The sequence below is a fragment of the Thermostichus sp. OS-CIW-26 genome, assembly GCF_054058395.1.
In genome coordinates, this window is the sequence record NZ_JBSSAG010000001.1 from 13,108 (window position 1) to 31,278 (window position 18,171).

An 18,171-nucleotide genomic window follows, 5' to 3' on the forward strand; every position below is an offset into this window, starting at 1 on the left:
AGAGGGGTTAAACCCGAAGACTCAGCCAGCAGGGATCCCCTCTATCCCCAGTTCCGGGTAGGCCAGATCAGCGCCTGGTCAGGGCAGCCACCCCTCCGAGGCGCTCAGCCGCCAACAGATGGAGGGCAGCGCGGGCGGAGTAGCGGGCAGCTTTGCTACGGCTGTAGTCGGCGAAGGTGTAGCTGCTGGGATCCGTACTTACGTCGCCCAACAGGTTCTGCACTTGATTCTGCAGGTCAGAGACGCTGCCGGAGTTGATGTTGGCGAAGGCCATCTCCGCTTGCAGCCGGCTGAGGTACTGATACATTTACGCTGAACACTGCTGAACATCACTGTTCAACTATGCAGCGATAGCATTCTGTTTGTTTCCATTCGCGTTAGCGGGACGGAGTCCAAACAGAATGGCGGTATCCCGCAAAGCTTTGAGTAGAATACCCAAAGCGCAGTTTCCGTGTCGTCTTACTACCAATTTTCTGCTTTGCTTTGGCTACCATGTTGGCAGACTCGAAAGTAAACAGAAAGATCAACTGGTAGTAATCCGTACTGAACATATTATACATTATTTTCAGTATAGTTGAGCTTATTATTGACTAGAGTCATGCTCCTGAGCCCGGAAAGGGGCCTCGAAGAAGGAACGGCCAGGGCGGCCCATGAAACCCAGCTCCGCTTCGTAGAGAACTTTGGCTGCTTTGGCTAAGTTTTCCGCTGCTTTGGCCTGCTCGCGGGCGGCGAAGAAGTTCCCCGCCTCAAGTGAGGCTTGGGCGTTGGTGAAACTCTCCTGGCCGTGTTCCAAAAGGCGGGCAGCCTCTGGGGAAGACCCCCGCTGAGAGAGGAAGCTGGCTTCGGCCAGGTGTCGCTGCGCCTTAGCCAGATCGCGGCTGGCTGGCTCAAGATCCCGCGGGCGCTGCCAAGTTGGCAGTACCTGAAGGGGAGCTGTGGCTTCAGGAGCAGAGCGTCTGCCCCGCTGGGCTTGCGCCGGGGATCCCAGCACCAGGGGGGCGAGCAGAACCAAAATCGGCAGAGAACAACCCAGAGCGCGAGCAAAAGAGGAACGAATCGTCATTGGTCATAGACTCCAATCGACAGGACAAGCCGGTTTGGGTTATCGCGGCTCATCTTGAGAATGGCAGAGAAAAATGACGTGAAGATGACAAGGGCAGCTCTACCGTAAATATCGATCCCTCTCCCACTTGGCTGGCCACTCGCAGGGATCCCCGATGGGCGGTGACGATCTGCTGGGCCAAGGCCAGGCCCAGACCGAACCCACCCGTATGGCGAGCACGGGTTTCATCCACCCGGTAAAACCGCTCAAACAGATGGGGCAGATGCTCGGGGGGAATGCCAATGCCTGTATCCTTGACGTGGAGGTAAGCGCGCTGGCGCTGGCTTTCCAGGCTCACCTGCACTGTGCCGCCTGCAGGGGTGTACTGCAGGGCATTGCGCAGTAGGTTCTCGATGGCCTGCCGCAGCAGGGCAGCGTTCCCCCGCACAAGCCAACCCCCAGAAAGATCCGTCTCAGGCAGGTGGCATTGCCAGTGAAGGCCAAGGGCCTCAGCTTGGGGGCGGTATTGCTCGCTCAGCTCCTGCAACAGCGCTCGCAAATTCAGAAGCGGCAGATCCTCCAGGGGCAGGGATCCCTGCTGGCGGGCCAACTGCAGCAAGGTATCGATCAGCACGCTGAGGCGGCGGGCACCGCTCACCACCTTTTCCAGGCGAGGTTGAGCTTGTTCCGGGGCCAGCAGAGCCATTTGAGCATTGCTCATCAGGGCGGCCAGGGGGGCGCGCAACTCGTGGGAAGCATCGGCAGTGAAGCGTTGCAACTGCTCGTAGGAGCGACGAATCGGCTGCATCGCCAGCCCCCCCAAGATCCAGCCGGCCCCGCCGATCAACGCCAGCGTCAGCGGGATCCCGATCCCCAACCCCCAGCGCAAGCGACCCAGGGTAAGTTGCAGCGGTTCCAGGGGCACCGCCAGTTGCAAGTAGCCCAGTAGCTTTTCCTCCTGCTGCACCGGCAGCGTGAGCTGGCGCAACAGTAAGCCGCTCTCTCCTTCCACCGTTTGGAAACCCAGTTGGAGATGGTGAGGCGGGCCATCCAAGTCAAACAGCTCCAGAGGAGGCCGGGATCCCGTGTACTGGCGCAGGGATCCCAAGCTTTCCCTTCCGGTGCCGGGAGCAGGATCGAACCAGCGCACATAGGCCAAGTGATGGTCGAGGGGTTGGGTTTTCCCCCCCAAAAAGGGCACCTCGTTCAACACCAACCGCCACTGCCCCTGGCGCAGCTCGTACTTAATGGCTGCCGCCATGATCCCGGCCTGAACCTGCAGCTCCTCGTCAAAAGCCTGCAACTGGTTCTCCACTTCCAAGCGGTAGAAGACGGCGGCAAACACCAGCAGGATCCCCCCCATGACCCCGGCAAAGCTGCGGGCCAAGCGACGGCGGCTGTGGTGAAACACCAGGGATCCCGTCCCTCTTGTCGCAGCCTTCTGCCCCAGGTGCGGCTGAAGGGGGTGTGCCAGGGAAACCCAGTTCCAGCCCAGCCATGGGAGAGAATGCTTGTGTTCAGCTCTTTTCACCTCCATCGCCACCCCCTAGAAACTGCTTTCATGGGTTCTCTTCTGGAGAGGCTATGCGCAGCCGGTACCCCTGGCCATACACCGATTCCAGCCAATCTTGGGCCTCCACCTCTTTTAACCGTAGCCGCAACCGCCGCACCAACGCAGCCACGGCATTGCTCTCCGGCTCACAGCCCCATTCCCACACCGCCTGCTCGATCTGGCCCCGACTGAGCACCTGGTTGGGATGGCGCATCAGGTATTCCATCAATTGAAACTCCTTGCCCGAAAGCTGTACCTGCCTCCCCTGCCGCTCTAGGGTCAGGCTGGCCAAGTGCAAGTGCAGGGATCCCAGGCTGAGGCTGTCTCCTTGCCATTGGGGGGAACGGCGTCCCAAAGCCCGCACCCGTGCCAGCAGCTCCACCAGATCCACCGGCTTGACCAAATAGTCGTCCGCCCCCGCATCCAACCCCTGCACCACATCCGATGTTGCGTCTTTGGCAGTTAACATCAGCACCGGCGCACATCCCCCCGATTGGCGGTATTGCCGACAGAGCTGGATCCCGCTTGGCCCCGGCAGCATCCAATCCAAAATCAGGAGATCATAGGCTTTCTCCTCCATCAGCCAGGCAGCCATCTCCCCTTCCTTGGCACAGTCAACCACGTGGCCGCACTTGGACAGGGCAGCCTGTAAAGGCTCCAACTGTTCCGGGTCGTCCTCCACCAGCAAAATTCGCATCGTCCTGTGCGCCGTTGACCAAGACGGCCAGTTCCCACTGCCCAGGCTAGGATGGAGCACGGAAATAGCCCTCTGCAAGGGAGAGAACAACGGTGGGGTGGCCCAAAATCCATCGGTGGCAAGATCTAGGGTTTGATTTTTGGCTGGTGCTGCCCTTGGCAGGGCTTCTTTTTGTGGCGGGGGGAGAGTGGGTGACGGGCCAAGCGCTGAGCCGTCCTCGCCGGCTAGAGCAACCTTTGGCGATTCGCAGCCAGCAACAAGCCACCTTGGCTCTGGATATTCTTTCCATTCAGGCGGAGATCCGCCGCTCCCGTGGCTACACCAAGGTGGAGGTGACTACCACCAATCCCCACCTGCGCAAGCTGGAATTTGAATTTCCACAACTGGATCCAGACCAGGTGTCGGCTCAGATTGCCCAAGAGCTTGGCCTTGCTCCCGAGCAAGTGCAGCGCCTGACCCGCTATAGCTTGGACTAGAGCATGACTCTAGTCAATAATAAGCTCAACTATACTGAAAATAATGTATAATATGTTCAGTACGGATTACTACCAGTTGATCTTTCTGTTTACTTTCGAGTCTGCCAACATGGTAGCCAAAGCAAAGCAGAAAATTGGTAGTAAGACGACACGGAAACTGCGCTTTGGGTATTCTACTCAAAGCTTTGCGGGATACCGCCATTCTGGTTGGAAACAAACAGAATGCTATCGCTGCATAGTTGAACAGTGATGTTCAGCAGTGTTCAGCGTAAATGTATCAGACACTCCAAGTCCGTTCAAAAAATGCGGGCTAACTGCTCGCAGGCAACTCTAATTTTCTCCAAGCTACCGGGATTGACCAAGCCGTAGTAGTCAAATCCATAAACTTTCCCAGTTTGGACGGCTTGCAACCGATTCCAAAAGGGGCGGGAACGGAAAAACGCCAAGGGATCCGCCGCCTCCGGGTTGACCACCAGCAGAACTTCTGGGTTGGCTTCCAGGATGCGCTCTGCCGAAAGGGTGACGTAGCCCCGAAAAGGCCCTTGGCTTTGCAAGGTAGCGGTGAGATTGTCCGCGCCAAAGCGTTCCAGCAGATCCCCGGCCCAGCTTTGCCGGTTGGGAGAAAGAATCGGCTGGGTGCCCACCAAGAGCAAGGTTTTGGGTCGAACGCGGGGCAGTTCCTGGGGCAAAAGGGATCCATACTGCCGCAGCAAGGGATCGGGATCCGCCCCCAAAGCAGCAGCCAGGGTGGCAATCGTCTCTTCCAAAGCAGCCCAACTGTCCACGCGGGTGAGGTAGGTGGGGATCCCCAGCTCCTGCAGCCGTTCTGCCAGAGCCTCGTGAAAGCCACTGGCCCCCACCACCCAGTCCGGTTGTAGGGCCACAAGCTGCTCCAGGTTGGGTTGGTTGCCCAGCCCCAGGCGGGTCAAGCCTTGGAAGCGGGGATCCTCCTCCAACAAACGACCGGCAGGGATCCCCACCAACCTATCGGGGGCCAAGCGATAGAGGATATCGGCAGTCAAGGTGGTGAGGCTGGCTACCCGACGAAAAGGACTCTGTCTCGCTGACAGGAGTGGCTCCTGAGGGATCCGACCTTGGGCTTGGGCCAAACGCCCCATTCCCCAGGCCCCCACGCTGGCCAGACCAAAGGCGAACAGTTGACGGCGAGAAAGACGAGACAGCATAGACAATCTGATACATTTACGCTGAACACTGCTGAACATCACTGTTCAACTATGCAGCGATAGCATTCTGTTTGTTTCCATTCGCGTTAGCGGGACGGAGTCCAAACAGAATGGCGGTATCCCGCAAAGCTTTGAGTAGAATACCCAAAGCGCAGTTTCCGTGTCGTCTTACTACCAATTTTCTGCTTTGCTTTGGCTACCATGTTGGCAGACTCGAAAGTAAACAGAAAGATCAACTGGTAGTAATCCGTACTGAACATATTATACATTATTTTCAGTATAGTTGAGCTTATTATTGACTAGAGTCATGCTCCAAAACAATTCCCAAACAGCAATCAATTGAGGGTGAACTGGATGGGCACCACCACCCAAGACTCGATGGGGGCGTTGTTTCTCAAGGCCGGGCTGAATTCCCACCGCTGCACCGCCTCCTGCGCTGCCCTATCCAGGGCGGGAAACCCACTGGAAGAGGCGATCTCCACCTGCTGCACCTGCCCCTGGGCATTGACCTTGGCCCGCAGCAGCACCTGCCCCTGTTGGCCGAGACGGCGAGCTTGAGGAGGGTAGGGGGGCGGAGGATTGCGACCGGGGATCGGGCGGGCCAGGATGTCCGGCTGGGGGTTGGCAGCCACTGTCGGTGGGGAGGAACTGGGGGTGGCAGGTGTTGGGGCAGAGGAATGGGGTTGGGCTGCACCTATACCGCCAGGTGTCCCAGTTTCAGGATCCCTTGGCCCCAATCTGCTCTCGCTGCCGGGGGAAGGCGGAGCGGGGGCAGTCTTTACGCTGGAACGGATCCCTTGGATCAAGGGGGTAAAGCGGGGCAGAGGGGTGCTTGAGGTAACCGGGGCGGAGGTGAGTGGAGTCGCTGTAGAGGTGGGGGTAACCGCCGGAGTTGGGGTGGGCTGTTGTGGCGGAGGAGTGGGTTGCGGGGTGGCTGTCGGTAATGGGGTCAGTGGAGGAGTAGGGGTGGGTTCTGGCTTTGCCGTGGGAATGGGTGTAGGGGTCGGTGGAGGCGTAGGAGTCGGAGTTTGCAGGGCCAGCAAAGATTCAGCCTCCGGGATGGCTGGCATCTCGATCTCTTGGGGCACAGGCTCCGGTGGGGATAGATCGTCTGCAGGGGGCGATTCCGGGGCCGGGCCGGGCGGCTCTGCTGTTGGCTCTGGTGGGAGAGATTCTATGGATTCTGAATCCGGTTCGAGCAACTGTGGCTCGGGATCCTCCAGCAAAAGCGTGACTGGGATCCGGAGTTCTGCGTCTGATAAAGGCCGGGATCCCCACCAAGCCAGCCCCAGCAGCGCCATCAGGTGCAAGAGGAGGGAAATCAACCCCTCCCGGCGCAGCGGTCGGGGATCCCTGGCTCGCAGGTGGAGGACGGTCCCCGGCGGATCTTCCCCCTCCTGGCAAGCTGTCCAGAGGGCAGCCCAGCTATAGCCGGCCACCCAAGCCTCTTGCAGCAGCTCCTCGGCACACTCCAGCCAGCCGCTCTCTCTTGCGCCAGCCCAAAGCCACAACGCCAACCAAGCCAGCCCCGCCTCCCAGGCCATGCCCGCCTGCTGCCAATACCACCCCTGCAGTCGCCACAAAAGCTGGGGACAGGACTTCCGAAGAAGAGAGAGGGATCCCTTGGGGGTGCGGGCAGGTGGCTCGGCAAGCATCGGTTAGAGCAGGATCCAGAGTAAACACGGCCTCAGGTCTTGGCCCCTAAAACCGGGTGGAAAAACTGAGCGCAGCATGCCGTCCCGGCTGGGCCCGCCGTTCCACTTCAGGGCCGACAAAGAGAGAGCGGGTTTCGGAGTAGAGAAAATACTTTTCATCAAAGAGATTGAACACCCCGAAATTCAATTGCCAGTTGTCGTCCAGGTTGTAGTAGCCCAGCAGATCCACCACGGTGTAGCCCTTGGGCACAAACGGAATTTGAGGTGGAGCGTTGGGGTTCGGTTGCACTACCTCCCGTTGCGGGTCGCGGGGATCCGCCACCAGCGTGGCCACCAACCTGGCTCCCCAGATCTGGCTGGGATCGTCGTAGTGCAGTCCCAGTACTGCCGTCAGTGGCTCAATGGAAAGGAGGGGTTTGTTTTCGGTGAGGTTGTCCCCCACCGCCCAGGCAAAGCTGCCATTGAGGCTCCAGCCGGTCAAATCGGGGCTGAAGAAGTACTGCCCGGTGGCTTCTACACCATAGATGCGGGCCCGACTGACGTTCTGGCTCTGAAAGAGAGTCACCGGTGGAGGTGGCGGGCTCCCTGGCGGGCCGGGGGGTGAAGGCTCGGATCCCACCTCCCGGAAAGCCTCGATAAAGTCGTTGTAGGTGTTGTAGTAGGCGGCCAAGCTAAAGCTGGCCTGGGGGTAGATCCCCCGCAACCCCACTTCAAAGCCTTGGCTGGTTTCCGGTCGCAAGTTGGGATTGGAAAGGGTGCGGTAGCGGAAGAAGGGGCTGACCAGGTTGGTGAAGCCGCTGTTGATTTCGTTGTACTGAGGGGCCCGAAAACCGGTGTTGTACTGGGCCGTAAAGGTGAGGTTGGGATTAATCCTCCACACCAGGCCCACCTTGGGAGAAATGGCATCGGCAAACAGGCTGGCGGCTTCTGCCCCACTTTTCAAGAAGGCTTCGTCAGGGCTGGGGGTGAGGCGGTAGGTGTCGTAGCGGATGCCGGGGATGAGGGTAAAGTTGCCGCCCCCAAAGTCGATCTCATCTTGCAAATACAGCCCAAAGCGCACGGTATCGGAGTCGGGAAAATCTTTGGTGGGAAAAGTGTCCGGGGGGATGTTTTGGGTGACTGCCCCGGTCAGCAGGTTGGTTTGGAAGCGGTTGCGGGGACGTTCGTTGCGGGTGGTGGAGATCTCCATTCCATACACCAAGCGGTGGGAGAGATCCCCGGTTTGGAAGCGGCTCTGGGCCTGTACGCTGGCTCCCAGAATGTTGCTGACCAGCTCGTTGAAGGTATCCCGACGCACAGGCACGGGCCGACCTTGTACCGTGAGGGTGCGTTCTTCCACGCTGGGCTCCTGGGTGCGGGCCGGCTGGTAGTAGATCTGGACGGTGGCCAGCTCAAAAGCGGGGGTATCGGGGTTGGCGTAGCGATATTCCAAACTGAGGCGGCTGCGCTCGGTCTCAATGGTCTCCCTGAAAAAGCGGATGCCGGGATCCAGGTTGCGGGGCGAAAAGGTGGTGGTGGTGCGGTTGTTGAAGTATTCCGCCGTCAGGGTGAGGCTGTCAAAGGGACTGAAGCGATAGACCAGCTTGGCCAGAACATTGTCTCCCTCCACCGTCTGCCGATCCTTGAAACTGGGATCCGCCTGGATATCCGGCTCTCTGGCGTCGCGGCGAGTGTAGATGAGCAGGGCCTCTAAGTTATCCTGCCGACCCGCCAAGCTGAGGGTGTTGACGTACCCTTGGTTTTTGCTGTCGTACTGGCTGGACAGGCCCACATGGCTGTCCCGTTCCCCCAGCAGATCGGCTGGATCCAGGGTGGTATAGGTCACCACACCCCCCAGCGCGTCGCTGCCGTAGAGGGTGGAGGCGGGGCCGCGGATAATTTCTACAGTTTTCAGGGTCTCCAGCTCAAAGGTATCCCGGCCAATGGTGAAGGGGCCGAAGGAAAATCGCTCCGGCTGGCGGATCCCATCCACCTGGATCAGCACCCGGTTGGCGTCGAGGCCGCGGATGTTGAAGTCCTGCAGGCCGTAGCGAACGCTGCGCCGCACGCTCACCCCCGGCTCGTAGCGCACCAGATCCTGGATGTTCTGGATAAGCTCCTGCCGCAGGCGCTCCCGGTCGATGACGGTGATGGTGGCCGGGGAGTCGGCCAGGGTGCGCTCGGTGCGGGTGCCGGTGACCGTAACCTGCTGCAGGTTGAAGACGGGGGTGCCCTGCCGCAGCACTTGCAGATCCGCTTGCAGCCGCTCCACCTCCGCCTGATCCCCCCGCCGGCGGGCAGCTTCGATCTGGGCTTCTAGCTCGCGAATCTGCTCCTGGATGGTGGTGGCTCCCCGAGGGGTGGCCTGGGCCAGCAAAGGAGTCTCAGGGATCCGGGCATTGGGCTGAGCCTGGGACAGGGATCCCCAGCCCACTCCCAAACTCAACCCCAAACTCACCACCCGCCACCAACGACCGTTCACGCGCATAACCTCTCATGCTCCTCGAAATCCACAACAGGGAAAATTCACTGCAAAACCGGACAAACCCTCCCTCAGCACCCTGACACCGGCAGGGAGAGGAGCCTTGCTGCCGCTGGAGCTGTGCTGCGCAGGGGGCAAAGCTGTGGCCCTACCGGAGTCGAGATCCACTCCACCTCCAGGCCAAACACCTGTCGCACCCGGCTGGGGGTCAACACCGCCAAGGGAGACCCCAGGGCCTGCATCTGGCCGGATCCCAGCAAGGCAATCTGCTCGCTGTAGCGAATGGCCAAATTCAGGTCGTGCAGCACCGTAACTACCGTCAGGCCCTGCTCCTGCTTCAGCCGTTGCAACAGCTCCAGCAGCTCCAGTTGGTGGCGCAGATCCAAAAAGGTGGTGGGCTCATCCAACAGCAACACCTGCGGCTCCTGCACCAAAGCCAACGCCAGAAAAGCCCGTTGCCGCTCGCCCCCCGAAAGGGTTTCCACCCGCCGCAGCGCCAGGGATCCCAGTCCTGCTTGCTCCAGAGCCCACTCCACCCGCTGCCGATCCGCCGGCGTCAACTGCCACGCCCACCAGGGCTGGTGGGGAGAACGCCCCAGACTCACCAATTGCCGCACCGTCAGCCCTGCCGGGATCCTCGGCTGCTGGGGCAAAAGAGCCAACTGCCGGGCCACCTGCTTTGGAGTGAGTTGAGTGTGCAGATCCCGACCGTCCAGGTACACGCGCCCAGCTTGGGGAATCAGAACCCGACTCAACAGCCGCAGCACCGTCGATTTGCCGGAACCATTGGGGCCGACAATGCTCAGCCATTCCCCCTGTTGCACGCTGAAGCTCACCTGTCGCACCACCGTCCGGGATCCGTAGCCCCCGCTCAAGTCCTCGACCTGCAGGATGGGCTCTCTCATCGCCCTGCCCCCTGCTGCCGCAGCAGCCAGCCGAAAAAGGGAGCCCCCATCACAGCGGTGACAATCCCCACCGGCAGCTCTATCGGGCCCAAACGGCTCAGGATGTCGGCACCGCTCAGCAGGGTCGCCCCTGCCAAGGCAGAAAGGGGCAACAGCCAGCGGTAATCGGATCCCACCCCCTGCCGCACCATGTGGGGCACCACCAAACCGACAAAGCCGATCACCCCCCCCACACTGACGGCGGTTGCCGCCAGCCAAGCCGCCACCAGACCAATCACCACCCGCGTCCGCGCCAGAGGGATCCCCAAGCTCACCGCCATCTCTTCCCCCAAGCTCAGCAGGTTTAAAGCCCGCGCCTGCCCCCATCCCAATCCCAAGCCGACCAGGATATACGCCCCGGCCACCTGCACCTCTGGCCAGCCCCGCCCGCTCAAGCTGCCGATCAACCAGGTGAGAGCCACCTGCACCCGGTCATCTGCCATCAACAACAAGGTGGAGCTAATGGCCCCAAACAGGGCGCTGACGGCCACCCCCGCCAAGATCAGCCGCTCCACCGCCAGTCCCGAGGGAGTACGCGCCAACCCGTACACCAACACGGTAGTCAGCACCCCGCCCACCCAAGCGGCCAGGGGCACCCAAGCCGTCCACTCTCCCAAGGTGAGCAACCCCACCGCCGCCAGGCCCGCCCCCGCCGAAATGCCCAGCAGGTAGGGATCCGCCAGCCCATTGCCCAGCATCCCCTGCAACAGGGCCCCTGCCATCCCCAGAGCCGCCCCCAGCAACTGGGCCAAGAGCGCCCGCGGCAGCCGCAACTGCCAAACAATCGTCTGCCGAATGGGATCCCCCTGCCCCCACAGGGCTTGCCAGAGTTCTGGGAAAGTCATGGGAACGGATCCCAAAGCAATCGAGACCAAAAGTACTAGGAAAATGAAACTCAATAGCAAACAGGTCAAACCGATTGGCGAGAGCAGCCGCTTTCTTTGCCCCCAGCCTCTGCCCCCCTCAACCTCTGTATACGGACACTCGCGATCGACCAGCACCGAGAAAACCTCTCGAGCTTTGCCCAGGAAGAGAGCCTTCTGAGGCCAAGAAACCCCCTCCGCCCGCAAGGGAGGGATGGAAAACTCAGCCAAGTTGGCCAGGCCTCCCTCCCGAGCTTTATTGAAAGTCAAACTCAACAAAACGTAGTCGCTAGAATAGCAAGGCTTCTTGGATGTTGCAAGTCAGTTTCAATAGCTTGTGCCTAAATTTCTCCCTCTTGCGCTTCAGGGCTTTTGGACAAGACCGGACAGCGCCTCTGCCCAGCCATTCAGACTTACCTCAGGGGGGATCCAACTACCCTGAGCGAGGTCATGGCAACCAACCGCGAAATGGGAATCAGGGGAGAAGGGCTGGGGAAACGTCTCAAACTTCATCTAGACCTGGATCTAAAATGGCCCAAGCTGGTCGGCCCGAGTTGGCTAGACTCCGAACCTTCAGCCCATTGCTTGCCCACGTTTTGATGCCATGAGTTCTTCCGCCGAGCCTACTTGGGATGCCTTAGAGGTGGATCCCGCCCTGCTCACCCCCATGATGCAGCACTACGTAGAGCTGAAGCGGCAATACCCGCACGCCATTCTGCTCTACCGCCTGGGGGATTTCTACGAGATGTTTTTCCAGGATGCGCAAGTGGTGTCGCGGGAGCTGGAGCTGGTGCTCACCGGGCGAGAGGCCGGAGCCATCGGCAGGGTACCCATGTGCGGGATCCCTTACCACGCCTTTGACCGCTATGCCGCCCAGTTGGTGGCCAAAGGCTATGCCCTGGCCGTCTGCGACCAGATGGAGCCAGCAGATCAGGCCAAGGGCTTGGTGCGGCGGGAAGTGACGCGGGTGATCACCCCTGGCACCGTCCTCGAAGAGGAGCTGCTGCAGGCGCGGCAAAACAACTACCTGGCAGCCGTCGTGCGGCTCAAAGGATCGAAGCAGGCTCCCTGCCGCTGGGGCCTAGCCTATGCGGATATCTCCACCGGCGAGTTCTGGGTGTGTCAGAGCGAGGGGCAAGAGCAACTGGAGCAGGAACTGGCCCGGCTGCAGCCGGCAGAGGTTTTGCTGCCCACCGAGGAGGGGCTGGGCCTGGGTCTACTGCGGCCCGGGGATCCCCAGAAGCCCCTGGGTCTCCCCAACCAATACGCCTATACCCTGCGCCCAGCCGAACCTTTTGAACTGGCGGTGGCGCGGGAGAACCTCATGCAGACCTACGGCCTGCGCTCTCTGGAAGGATTGGGCTGTGAGGGATTGCCTCTGGCGGTGCGAGCAGCGGGAGGGCTTTTGCACTACTTAGAAGAAACCCATTCGCCTCAGCGGTGCGTAGCACCAAAGACCCTGCTGCAGCCTTCTCCCCAGGGAGGCCACCCGCTCCTGCCTCCCCCGCGCACCTACCAGCTCACGGACTACCTCATCTTGGATGCCCAAACCCGGCGTAACTTGGAGCTCACCCAGACCATCCGAGAGGGGGCTTTTGTGGGATCCCTGCTCTGGGTGCTGGATCACAGCCGTACAGCCATGGGGGGGCGCACTTTGCGGCGCTGGTTGCTGCAGCCTTTGCGGGATCTAGAGCAAATCCGCCTTCGCCAAGACACCATCCAAGAGCTTTTGGAAAACCCTTCTCTGCGGGCCCGCCTGGGATCCCTTCTGGACTCTCTGTACGACCTGGAGCGGCTGGCCAACCGCGTCGGATCGGGCACCGCCAACCCGCGCGAGATGGTGGCCTTGGGATCCTCCTTGGGCAAACTGCCCCAGTTGGCCGAGCTGGTGGGGGAAGCCAAGACTCCCCTCTTGCAAAGCCTGCAACAGGTGGATCCCGCCCTGGTTGAGCTGGGCCAACGCATCGAGCACACCCTCCTGCCCTCCCCTCCCCCTGTGCTCACCGAGGGGGGCCTCATCCGAGCCGGCGTGGATCCCGAGCTGGACAGGCTGCGGCAGCAGGTGGAGCAAGACCGCCAGTGGGTTGCCCAGTTGGAAAAAAGCGAGCGCGACCGCACTGGGATCCCCACTCTCAAGGTGGGCTTCAACAAGGCCTTCGGCTACTACCTCAGCATCAGCCGCGCCAAGGCCCACCAAGTCCCCAAAGAGTACATCCGCAAGCAAACCCTGACCAACGAAGAGCGGTTCATTACCCCCGAGCTCAAAGAAAAAGAGGCCCGCATCCTCACAGCCCAAACCGACATCAACCAGCGGGAATACGAGCTGTTTGTGCAGTTGCGCCAAGAGGCAGGATCCCGGGCCGAAGCCATCCGCCAAGTGGCCCAGACCCTGGCTGCCGTCGATGCTCTGTTTGGCCTGGCGGAAGTGGCCGTGCAGCAGGGCTACACCCGTCCCGTAATCACCGAAGACCGCCGGCTGATCATCGAGGAGGGTCGCCACCCGGTGGTGGAAAAATCCCTGCCTCAGGGCCTATTTGTCCCCAACTCGGTGCAGCTGGGATCCCCCCACGGCCCCGATTTGATCGTCCTCACCGGGCCCAACATGTCCGGCAAGTCCACTTACCTGCGGCAAATTGGGCTCATCCAAATCCTGGCCCAGATGGGCAGCTTTGTCCCCGCGCGGCGGGCAGAGTTGGGCCTCTGCGACCGCGTATTTACCCGCATTGGCGCTGTGGACGATCTGGCTACCGGCCAGTCCACCTTCATGGTGGAAATGAACGAGACCGCCAACATCCTCAACCACGCCGGCGAGCGATCCTTGGTGCTGCTGGACGAGATTGGCCGAGGCACCGCTACCTTCGATGGCCTTTCCATTGCCTGGGCGGTGGCGGAATACCTGGCCACTCAGGTGCGCGCCCGTACGGTCTTTGCCACCCACTACCACGAGCTCAACCAACTGGAGACCTTGCTGCCCAACGTGGCCAACTTTCAGGTGGTGGTCAAGGAATTGCAAGATCGCATCATCTTCTTGCACCAGGTACAGCCTGGGGGGGCAGATCGCTCCTATGGCATCGAGGTGGGACGCATGGCTGGCCTGCCGCAGCCGGTAATCCAGCGGGCCAAACAGGTGCTGGCCTTGGTGGAAAAACACAGCCGCATCGGCCTGGGCTTGAGAAACCAAGGGAAAAACCGCCTCGCCCAAAAGAACTCCAAAAAAGAGCCCGCTCCCAATGGGATCCCCGACCCTGCCGTTGGGGATCAACTGTCTTTGATCCCAGCACCTCTCTCTCCCGATTGGCCTTAGACTCCCCTACCCCTAATCCAGATCCCGTTCTTGCAACCCCAGGGCTGCAGCCAGCCCATCCAGCTCATCCCGATGCCCCTCCACCCACAGGTGGGATCCAGAAGCCGTTGGCGTTCGTTCCCAGGACGAGAGCGGGACGGAGTCCTCGTCGGCTTCCTGCAGTTTCAGGCGGATTTGTTCCGGGCGTTGGTTGCGCTGCCGGTAGTACCAACCCGCCCAGGGAGAAGCCAGCACCACCATCCAGGGCCAAGCTCCCCACCCCGGCTCAAGGGTCTGCAGCACCAAGGCCAAACAGGCCAGTCCCGTCCCCGCCAGCCCCGTCAAAAAAAGGGCCAGCCCCACGCTAGCCTGACCCTGCCCTGCAAAGGTGGCGATCCCCTCGGCATCGGCGGACTGGAGACGATAGCCACGCCTTTCCAAGTGCTCCCGTAGAGCGGATCCCATTTCTTCCAGGCTGCGACTGCTAAAGTAGAGGCGACTCTCCACGCGATCCTTGCCCGCAGCTCGCAGAAAAAAGAATAGACCGATGGCCAATAGAGTCGTCAACGCCAAGGTTGAAACCTTTTCCCCCGTCAGCGGGGCTATGGCCAACTCAAGTGCCTGAGCAGAGCCCAGTCCGCCCAGAGGAAGGGGGTTGACCTGTTCGGGGAGTCTGGCTCCCCCACAGCTGGGTGGGATAGGTGAATGGGAACAGTTCATCGAATAGAATCGAATAGATTGGAATAGGCAAAGCAATTTACACGCTACCTTTGAAGTTTAGACCCTCTAGGATGGATGGGTTACTTCCCCCAAGGACGAGCTGCTGGGTTCACCCTGAGGGCAATACGCTTTTTCGCAGTGGCGGTGACGGTTGAACTGGGGGGATCCTACGCTGGCTCTCATGTCTCTGGGCTGAGAAATGCAACTATAATTAAGTTATGATAAGGGGCTCACGCTCTACCCGTTGCGTGATCCCTTCACTGCCACGTTAGCCTTTCTCTGTGGGGTAGGGGCATGAGGTCGGGTTGAGGAAGAGGTCAATGTGTGATTTTCCTCCGAATGCCGCAAGGCGTTGAGCAAAGGGGAACACTTAAGCTTAACCCGCTCCACATCGTTTACCATTCCTCTCTCAGCCCACTGAACTGCCTACCCCTGTCGCTACATCAGCAACACCCTACATGTCTAACTACGAACCTGAACTCAACGACATTTTGTTGGATGGCCCCGCCGATCTCCTCGAGGCTGCCGAAGAAGCAGAGGTGGATCTGGCCGATGGCGAGTTTCTGGAAGAGGAGCCAACCCGCCGCTCCACTGATCTGGTGCGCCTCTATTTACAAGAGATCGGTCGTGTTCCTCTGTTGGGGCGCGATGAAGAGGTGGCCCTGGCCCAAAAAGTCCAAGACTACATGAAGCTCTTGGATTTGCGCCTGCGCCTGCAGAAAGAGTTGGGACGGGATCCCACTCTTGCGGAATGGGTGGCTAAGGCCAACCAGTACCCCGAGTGGGCGCAACTGACCCCTGAAAAGCTGCAGCAGGTTCAGCGAATTGGCAAGCGTGCCAAAGAGCACATGATCAAGGCCAACCTGCGCCTGGTGGTGTCGGTGGCGAAAAAATACCAAAACCGCGGCTTGGAGCTGCTGGATCTGATCCAAGAGGGTACGCTGGGCCTGGAGCGGGCGGTGGAAAAGTTTGACCCGAAAAAGGGATACCGCTTCAGCACCTACGCCTACTGGTGGATCCGGCAGGGCATTACCCGTGCCATTGCCACCCAAAGCCGCACCATCCGCCTGCCCGTTCACATCACCGAGAAGCTGAACAAGATCAAAAAAGCGCAGCGCAAGCTCTCCCAGGAAAAGGGCCGCACCCCCACCATCGAAGACATCGCCTCCGAGTTGGAGATGACGCCGCCTCAAGTACGCGAGCTGTTGGTACGGGTGCCCCGCTCGGTTTCTCTGGAAACCAAGGTGGGCAAAGACAAGGACACCGAACTGGGGGATTTGCTGGAAACCGACGACATTTCCCCAGAAGAGACCATGATGCGGGAAGCCCTGCATCGCGATCTACAGCAGTTGCTCTCGGATCTCACCAGCCGCGAGCGGGATGTGATCCGCATGCGTTTCGGCTTGGGGGATGGGCGCACCTATTCGCTGGCGGAAATCGGTCGCGCCTTGGATCTGTCGCGAGAGCGGGTGCGGCAAATTGAGGCCAAAGCCCTGCAGAAGCTGCGTCAGCCGAAGCGGCGCAACCGCGTGCGGGATTACCTGGAAGCCATCAGCTAGTTCCGGCTTGCCCACTGGCTCCCCCGGCGTCCTACCCGTTTCCGCAGTTGGGCTGCTGCCCACTCCACTTCTGGGATCCGCAGGTAGAGAGCTCCGGCGGCGAACAAGCTTAGACCTAAACCCGCGGCCAGCCCGGCCCAAATGATGGCGGTGAGCAGGGGAGACCCCACAATCTCGTAGGAGCGCAGTTGGGTCCACAGCCAATGGCTCAGTCCCCCGGCCAGGACGGTGCTCCCCAGCAATGGCAGTAGGGCTTGTCCCATCTCCCGCCAAGGGATCCCTGGCAGGCGCTGGTGGAGGCGGATCCCCAGTCCGATCACGGCTATCAGGTTGACGCCGGCGGTGGCCAGGGCAATGCCCGGCGCTCCAAAAGCCTGCAAAAATAGAAAGTCCAGTAGGGCATTCAGGCCAATGGCCATGCTGCTGATGCGCAGAGGCGTAGCCCCATCCTCCAGGGCATAGAAGATCCGCACCAGCACATCCCGCAGCAGGTAACCGGTCATCCCCAGACCATAGGCCATGAGCAGGGCTGCCACCTCTTGTGTCACCTCCGGCGTAAAGCGCCCCCGCTGGTAGGCCACTTGGACAATGGGCTCGGCCAAAGCCACCAACAGCATCGACAGGGGCAGGGTCACAATTGCCGTAAGCATCAGCCCTTGGCGGATACGCTGGCGCAGCTCCGGCCAACGGGATCCATCCCCTGCCAACTGGGCATAGAGAGGCATCAAGGGCACCAGCACCATGTTGGAGAGGATCCCCAGCGGCGTTTGTACCAGAAGCTGGGCATATCCCAAGTTGCCGATGGTGCGATCCCCAGGTACGAAAGAGGCAAAAAACAGATCCACATAAACATTGATGTGGATCATCCCGGAGGAGATCACCGCCGGCAACATCAGCAAGCCCACCGCCCGTACCTGCGGGGATCCCCACTCAAAGCGCAGGCGCGGTCGCCCCAGCCCTAACCGCATCTGGAGCGGAACTTGGGCCAACCATTGGGCAATGGCCCCGATGAGCACGCCCCAGGCCAGCAAAGTTGGGATCCCCGTCCATCCCAGCGTGACCAGGATCCCGATCACCGCCAAGCTGGAGATCAGCGGGCTAAGGGCAGGCAAGGCGTAGTGTTCGGCAGCATTCAGCGCTCCAAAGCCGATGCCAATCCACCCCGAGAGCAAGGCCAAAGGGGCCATGATCCGCAGTTGCGCAGCGGCCAGAGCATGGACTTCGGGGCTGGCTCCCGGCGCATTCAGGCGCACCACCCAGTCCGCTCCCCACCAAAGGCCCAAGCTGACCAGCAGGAGCAGGCAGCCTACCAAGGTGGAAATGGATTCCAGCCAGGCAGCCGCATCCTCCCTGTCCCGATCCCGCTGCTTTTTGAGGACACTGACGATGGCGCTGTGAAAAGGGCCGTTGATCCCTCCCAGCAGAATCAACAGAAAACCGGGCAGGATGTAGGCTACCCCGAAGGCGCTGTACTCCGGCCCCGAGCCATACACTGCTGCAATCAAAGCTTGGCGAACGAAGCCTACGCCCTTGCTGAGCAAGGTCGCCCCGGCTACCAAGCCCGCCACCGACATCAACGAACGGGATGGCCCTGCTGAAGGAGATCCCCCAGGGATCTCTTCCTGAGTGGCAGACTCCTCCATTACCTTGTGTCCTGCACCCCAACCACTGCCTCAACAACAAACTGATCCCGGATCCCTCTTTGAATCCCAGGAGCCGCTTCCCATTATCGGGA

Annotated in this window: 14 protein-coding genes; 3 read left to right on the plus strand and 11 right to left on the minus strand. The window is 60.6% G+C overall.

Features of this window, described 5'->3' with window-relative positions:
* Positions 1-67: 67 nt before the first annotated feature.
* The 4 genes from ACVW0C_RS00050 to rppA all read right to left on the minus strand — a co-directional run bounded on the left by ACVW0C_RS00050 (position 68) and on the right by rppA (position 3,291).
* Positions 68-307, minus strand: a complete 240-nt coding sequence (locus tag ACVW0C_RS00050; protein WP_457383920.1) for a hypothetical protein — start codon at positions 305-307, stop codon at positions 68-70.
* A 276-nt stretch (positions 308-583) separates the two neighbouring features.
* Complete coding sequence (locus ACVW0C_RS00055; RefSeq protein ID WP_457383921.1) at positions 584-1,063, minus strand: hypothetical protein; 480 nt, start codon at positions 1,061-1,063, stop codon at positions 584-586.
* 49 nt (positions 1,064-1,112) lie between these two features.
* Positions 1,113-2,573 (minus strand): sensor histidine kinase, encoded by a 1,461-nt coding sequence (locus tag ACVW0C_RS00060; protein WP_457383922.1) that lies wholly within the window; start codon positions 2,571-2,573, stop codon positions 1,113-1,115.
* A 28-nt stretch (positions 2,574-2,601) separates the two neighbouring features.
* A complete protein-coding gene (rppA, locus tag ACVW0C_RS00065) occupies positions 2,602-3,291 on the minus strand; it encodes a two-component system response regulator RppA (RefSeq protein WP_414355523.1) in 690 nt (229 codons plus the stop codon).
* Between the two features lie 92 nt (positions 3,292-3,383).
* Between rppA and ACVW0C_RS00070 the strand changes: the two genes are divergently transcribed.
* Positions 3,384-3,767 (plus strand): hypothetical protein, encoded by a 384-nt coding sequence (locus tag ACVW0C_RS00070; RefSeq protein ID WP_011434266.1) that lies wholly within the window; start codon positions 3,384-3,386, stop codon positions 3,765-3,767.
* Positions 3,768-4,063: 296 nt separating this feature from the next.
* On the opposite strand, the gene ACVW0C_RS00075 is transcribed toward ACVW0C_RS00070, so the two are convergent.
* The 5 genes from ACVW0C_RS00075 to ACVW0C_RS00095 form a co-directional block, all read right to left on the minus strand.
* Positions 4,064-4,951 (minus strand): ABC transporter substrate-binding protein, encoded by an 888-nt coding sequence (locus tag ACVW0C_RS00075; protein WP_011434267.1) that lies wholly within the window; start codon positions 4,949-4,951, stop codon positions 4,064-4,066.
* 335 nt (positions 4,952-5,286) lie between these two features.
* Complete coding sequence (locus ACVW0C_RS00080) at positions 5,287-6,606, minus strand: energy transducer TonB (RefSeq protein ID WP_457383923.1); 1,320 nt, start codon at positions 6,604-6,606, stop codon at positions 5,287-5,289.
* A gap of 46 nt (positions 6,607-6,652) precedes the next feature.
* Entirely contained in the window at positions 6,653-9,073 is a 2,421-nt protein-coding gene (locus ACVW0C_RS00085) for a TonB-dependent hemoglobin/transferrin/lactoferrin family receptor (protein WP_457383924.1), read from the minus strand.
* Between the two features lie 65 nt (positions 9,074-9,138).
* The gene (locus tag ACVW0C_RS00090; protein ID WP_457383925.1) at positions 9,139-9,972 is read right to left on the minus strand and encodes an ABC transporter ATP-binding protein; all 834 of its coding nucleotides are present in this window, start codon (positions 9,970-9,972) and stop codon (positions 9,139-9,141) included.
* Positions 9,969-11,012: a FecCD family ABC transporter permease gene (locus tag ACVW0C_RS00095; protein ID WP_414424714.1), complete on the minus strand. Its 1,044-nt coding sequence runs from the start codon at positions 11,010-11,012 to the stop codon at positions 9,969-9,971. The genes ACVW0C_RS00090 and ACVW0C_RS00095 overlap by 4 nt, the downstream gene beginning before the upstream one ends.
* A 466-nt stretch (positions 11,013-11,478) precedes the next feature.
* Between ACVW0C_RS00095 and mutS the strand changes: the two genes are divergently transcribed.
* Positions 11,479-14,178, plus strand: a complete 2,700-nt coding sequence (mutS, locus tag ACVW0C_RS00100; protein WP_457383926.1) for a DNA mismatch repair protein MutS — start codon at positions 11,479-11,481, stop codon at positions 14,176-14,178.
* 12 nt (positions 14,179-14,190) lie between these two features.
* On the opposite strand, the gene ACVW0C_RS00105 is transcribed toward mutS, so the two are convergent.
* On the minus strand, positions 14,191-14,769 hold the full coding sequence (locus ACVW0C_RS00105; protein ID WP_414428372.1) for a cofactor assembly of complex C subunit B: 579 nt from the start codon (positions 14,767-14,769) through the stop codon (positions 14,191-14,193).
* A gap of 566 nt (positions 14,770-15,335) precedes the next feature.
* Here ACVW0C_RS00105 and sigC point away from each other — a divergent pair.
* On the plus strand, positions 15,336-16,436 hold the full coding sequence (gene sigC, locus ACVW0C_RS00110; protein ID WP_457383927.1) for an RNA polymerase sigma factor SigC: 1,101 nt from the start codon (positions 15,336-15,338) through the stop codon (positions 16,434-16,436).
* Here the strand turns inward: sigC and murJ are convergent.
* Positions 16,433-18,079 carry a murein biosynthesis integral membrane protein MurJ gene (gene murJ, locus ACVW0C_RS00115; RefSeq protein ID WP_457383928.1) on the minus strand — a complete coding sequence of 549 codons (1,647 nt, stop codon included), beginning with the start codon at positions 18,077-18,079 and terminating at the stop codon, positions 16,433-16,435. The genes sigC and murJ overlap by 4 nt on opposite strands.
* Between the last annotated feature and the right edge of the window lie 92 nt (positions 18,080-18,171).

Excerpts from the sequence above, each read along its gene's own strand:
- ACVW0C_RS00085 (WP_457383924.1), bottom strand. The coding sequence starts at position 9,073 with ATGCGCGTGAACGGTCGTTGGTGGCGGGTGGTGAGTTTGGGGTTGAGT.
- ACVW0C_RS00075 (WP_011434267.1), bottom strand. The coding sequence starts at position 4,951 with ATGCTGTCTCGTCTTTCTCGCCGTCAACTGTTCGCCTTTGGTCTGGCC.
- mutS (WP_457383926.1), top strand. The coding sequence starts at position 11,479 with ATGAGTTCTTCCGCCGAGCCTACTTGGGATGCCTTAGAGGTGGATCCC.
- ACVW0C_RS00055 (WP_457383921.1), bottom strand. The coding sequence starts at position 1,063 with ATGACGATTCGTTCCTCTTTTGCTCGCGCTCTGGGTTGTTCTCTGCCG.
- murJ (WP_457383928.1), bottom strand. The coding sequence starts at position 18,079 with ATGGAGGAGTCTGCCACTCAGGAAGAGATCCCTGGGGGATCTCCTTCA.
- ACVW0C_RS00050 (WP_457383920.1), bottom strand. The coding sequence starts at position 307 with ATGTATCAGTACCTCAGCCGGCTGCAAGCGGAGATGGCCTTCGCCAAC.
- rppA (WP_414355523.1), bottom strand. The coding sequence starts at position 3,291 with ATGCGAATTTTGCTGGTGGAGGACGACCCGGAACAGTTGGAGCCTTTA.
- ACVW0C_RS00080 (WP_457383923.1), bottom strand. The coding sequence starts at position 6,606 with ATGCTTGCCGAGCCACCTGCCCGCACCCCCAAGGGATCCCTCTCTCTT.
- ACVW0C_RS00090 (WP_457383925.1), bottom strand. The coding sequence starts at position 9,972 with ATGAGAGAGCCCATCCTGCAGGTCGAGGACTTGAGCGGGGGCTACGGA.
- sigC (WP_457383927.1), top strand. The coding sequence starts at position 15,336 with ATGTCTAACTACGAACCTGAACTCAACGACATTTTGTTGGATGGCCCC.